Origin of the sequence: Morganella sp. HMSC11D09, assembly GCF_001807955.1 — a bacterium.
GTDB lineage: Bacteria > Pseudomonadota > Gammaproteobacteria > Enterobacterales > Enterobacteriaceae > Morganella > Morganella morganii.
In genome coordinates, this window is the sequence record NZ_KV791648.1 from 3,504 (window position 1) to 6,882 (window position 3,379).

Genomic DNA, 3,379 nt, shown 5'->3' on the forward strand with positions numbered 1-3,379 from the left:
GAGACATTCGTGCCCGCGCCGGTGGTGCCGATCCCGCCACAGCTGACCGTTGATTGTCCGCTGCCGGTTATTCCGGATGAACTGACATACGGCGGAGCAATCCTGTTGTTGGCCGATGCAATGAAGTCGATAGCAGACTGTAATCACGATAAGCGGGCAATACGGGAGATAGAAAATGAAAGAATCAATACAGCCAAGAAGTAGTGGTGAATTATGGACTTGGTTTGGTTTGTCATATGCATCATTCCTTGTCTTACCGCGAGTATTGATGCATGAAATGCCTATTGAGTGGCAGGACAAAATGGCTGCTTTACTGCATGAGTACGATGAAACATTCGATACATCATCCGTTTGTCATTCAGTCACAGTGAGCGCAAAAGACAAAAACAACCGGTTTGTTAAGTTACCTGAGTACATCCTGAATTATCGGCGCCCGGATAAAGGTGCGTTAAATAGTCTGCGGATTAATCCGGCAATACGGGAGATTGAAGCGGAGAGGATAAAAAAATAGCCCGAAACCGATGGGGGAACGGGCTTAAATACTACGCTCAGGCAGGTACTCTTGGATATGTGATTAAATTACACTCTTTGAGCTAAACAAAAGATAAACAAGGCCTCGCTAAACAGCGGGGCTTTTTTATGCGCTGCGTTGTCGCAGTCTCCTTGTGTTAACTACGACCTGTTTATCTCATGCAGTGAGCGCACGGGGAGAATCAAAAACAACGAATCCACGGTGTGGTTACCGATACGGGCAGCAACGTCAGCTGCCGGAGAAGCAGGGCGTGACAGCCGGAGAGACGGCATAAACCAATCATAAAGCCTGTTCATAATGAGTCGGCTTTATAATCGGAGGATATGATGCCACCACGCATACCCCGCGCCTGCCGCAAACGTGGCTGCGCAAAGACAACCACCGACCGCAGCGGATACTGCGAAGAGCACCGCAATACAGGCTGGGAGAACCACCAGCAGGGTAAGAGCCGTCACGAACGCGGTTACGGAACGAAGTGGGATCGTCTGCGTACTGTGGTGCTGAACAGGGATAAACATCTGTGTCAGCAGTGCCTGCGCGAAGGACGGGCAACCGAGGCGAAGACAGTCGACCACATCACACCCAAGGCTCACGGGGGAACCGATGCGGAAAGCAATCTGCAGAGTCTGTGCTGGCCATGTCACTACCGGAAGACTGCAACGGAGAGAACACGATGAAAAAGAAGCAGGTTAAGCTATCCCGGATGTTTAAAGGCGGGAGGTTTGTCGGGTATTGCCTCAGTGTTGATGGTGAGATGTTATCCCACCAGACCGACATAAAGATAGAAACAACAGCGCCGCCGCATTCATCTATATCTGTTAGTTTTCTCTGGCGTCCGTCTGTGGTTGATGACGCTCCGGATATTCACCTTGAATAGAGCAGGAGCAGGGGGAGGGGGAGGCCAAATCCCTGCCGCACCACGGCCAGAGGACCGCCGCCTTACCTCTTTTCAGATCGCCGCAGGTTAGAAAACTTTTTTCCGGGATCCCCGGATGGGAATCAATAGGAGAAAACGATTATGTCGGGACCACCGAAAACCCCGTCACACCTGCGTTTGGTCAGGGGTAACCCATCAAAACGCCCGATCAATAAAAAAGAACCGAAACCGCCGTCAGGGGTACCCCCAACTCCGAAGCATTTTACCAGGCAGGGGAAATACTGGTTTAAGCGGATCGGGGAAGAACTCGGTGCCATGGGCGTGATGAGTTCGATGGATGCCAAAGCGCTGGAGCTGCTGATCGAGGCATACACCGAATACCGGCAGCACTGCGATACTCTGGACGAAGAAGGTTACACCTACACAACACAGAGTGATGGCGGCACACTGATAAAAGCACACCCGGTGGCGGCAATGAAAGCCGATGCCTGGAAACGGATCCGGGCAATGCTGGGTGAATTTGGTATGACCCCGGCGTCCCGCTCGAAGGTAACGATTAACACACCAGCCGAAGAAGACCCTTTCGAGGCATTTATGAAAAAGCGCAAATGATGAATGGCAACCGTAGCAGATGGGATCCGGTACGCCGAACAGGTAGTTGCCGGAGAAATAGTTACGGGCGAACTGATACGCCTGGCGTGTCAGCGGTTTCTTGATGATTTAGAGCGTGGCCCTGAGCGCGACATCTTTTTCATTGAAGAACGCGCCCAGCATATTCTGGATTTTTACCAGTTTGTCCCGCACGTCAAAGGGGCGCTGGCAGGCAAGCCGATAGAGCTGATGCCGTGGCATACCTTTATTCTGATTAATATCTTTGGTTTCGTGATCCCGCTGGTTGATGAACTCAGCGGTGAGGCTCAGTACGACGATGACGGCGATCCGGTACTGGTTCGTCGCTTCCGGACAGCCTATAACGAAGTGGCGCGTAAAAACGCCAAATCCACACTTTCATCCGGCATCGGCCTGTATATGACCGGTGCTGACGGTGAGGGTGGTGCCGAGGTTTACTCGGCTGCCACAACCCGTGACCAGGCCCGCATCGTGTTTGAAGATGCAAAAAACATGATTAAAAAGGCCAAAGGCTCACTCGGCCGCCTGTTTGAATTTAATAAGCTGGCGATTTACCAGGAGCGGTCTGCATCCAAGTTTGAACCGCTTTCCAGTGATGCAAACAACCTCGACGGCCTGAATATTCACTGCGGCATTGTGGACGAACTTCATGCCCACAAAACCCGTGATGTGTGGGATGTGCTGGAAACCGGGACCGGTGCCCGCCTGCAATCCCTGCTGTTTGCGATCACCACAGCGGGATTTAACCGCGAGGGCATCTGCTACGAACTGCGGGATTACGCCATCAAGGTACTGCGGGGCGTAGTGGAGGATGACACTTTTTTCGCGGCCATTTACACGCTGGATAAAGATGATGAACCGTTCGATGAGTCTGTCTGGATAAAAGCTAATCCGGGGCTGGGTGTCTGTAAACGCTTTGATGATATGCGCCGCCTGGCGAAAAAAGCAAAAGAGCAGATTGCCGCCCGGCCTAACTTTCTGACCAAACACCTCAATATGTGGGTTAACGCGGAGTCGATCTGGATGGACTCAGGAAAATGGGACAACTGCCCTGAAAACGCGCCGGATGATGAACTGAAGAACTACCCAGTCTGGGTCGGTGTTGACCTGGCAAATAAAATCGACGTGGCCGCGGCAATTAAGGTTTATGAAGATCCGCGCGGACAGGTGCATGTTAAGTGTAAATTCTGGCTGCCGGAGGACAGAGTAGTGACTGCACCGAAGCATATCGCTGACCTGTACCGGAAATGGGCGGCCGCCGGGCATCTGGAGCTGACTGATGGTGAGGTTATTGATCATGACATCATCAAAGCCGACATTCTGGCATGGTGCGAAGGTGA

The 3,379-nt window shown here is 52.1% G+C and carries 6 protein-coding genes; all 6 read left to right on the top strand.

Features of this window, described 5'->3' with window-relative positions:
- On the top strand, positions 1 to 204 hold a 204-nt coding region (locus HMPREF3119_RS19280), incomplete at its 5' end, for an Rz1-like lysis system protein LysC (protein WP_168162271.1).
- Positions 176 to 511 (top strand): hypothetical protein, encoded by a 336-nt coding sequence (locus tag HMPREF3119_RS01955; RefSeq protein WP_070578182.1) that lies wholly within the window; start codon positions 176 to 178, stop codon positions 509 to 511. The genes HMPREF3119_RS19280 and HMPREF3119_RS01955, both read left to right, overlap by 29 nt.
- 347 nt (positions 512 to 858) lie before the next feature.
- Complete coding sequence (locus tag HMPREF3119_RS18620) at positions 859 to 1,209, top strand: HNH endonuclease (protein ID WP_083297238.1); 351 nt, start codon at positions 859 to 861, stop codon at positions 1,207 to 1,209.
- Entirely contained in the window at positions 1,206 to 1,409 is a 204-nt protein-coding gene (locus HMPREF3119_RS01960) for a hypothetical protein (protein WP_036408221.1), read from the top strand. The genes HMPREF3119_RS18620 and HMPREF3119_RS01960 overlap by 4 nt, the downstream gene beginning before the upstream one ends.
- Positions 1,410 to 1,550: 141 nt before the next feature.
- Positions 1,551 to 2,021 carry a phage terminase small subunit P27 family gene (locus tag HMPREF3119_RS01965; RefSeq protein WP_070578185.1) on the top strand — a complete coding sequence of 157 codons (471 nt, stop codon included), beginning with the start codon at positions 1,551 to 1,553 and terminating at the stop codon, positions 2,019 to 2,021.
- A gap of 3 nt (positions 2,022 to 2,024) precedes the next feature.
- Positions 2,025 to 3,379: terminase large subunit (locus HMPREF3119_RS01970; protein WP_070578188.1), on the top strand; the 1,355-nt coding region annotated here is incomplete at its 3' end.

What these genes read in the sequence shown, in the direction of transcription:
- HMPREF3119_RS01955 (WP_070578182.1), top strand. Translation starts at nt 176, where the DNA reads ATGAAAGAATCAATACAGCCAAGAAGTAGTGGTGAATTATGGACTTGG.
- HMPREF3119_RS18620 (WP_083297238.1), top strand. Translation starts at nt 859, where the DNA reads ATGCCACCACGCATACCCCGCGCCTGCCGCAAACGTGGCTGCGCAAAG.
- HMPREF3119_RS01960 (WP_036408221.1), top strand. Translation starts at nt 1,206, where the DNA reads ATGAAAAAGAAGCAGGTTAAGCTATCCCGGATGTTTAAAGGCGGGAGG.
- HMPREF3119_RS01965 (WP_070578185.1), top strand. Translation starts at nt 1,551, where the DNA reads ATGTCGGGACCACCGAAAACCCCGTCACACCTGCGTTTGGTCAGGGGT.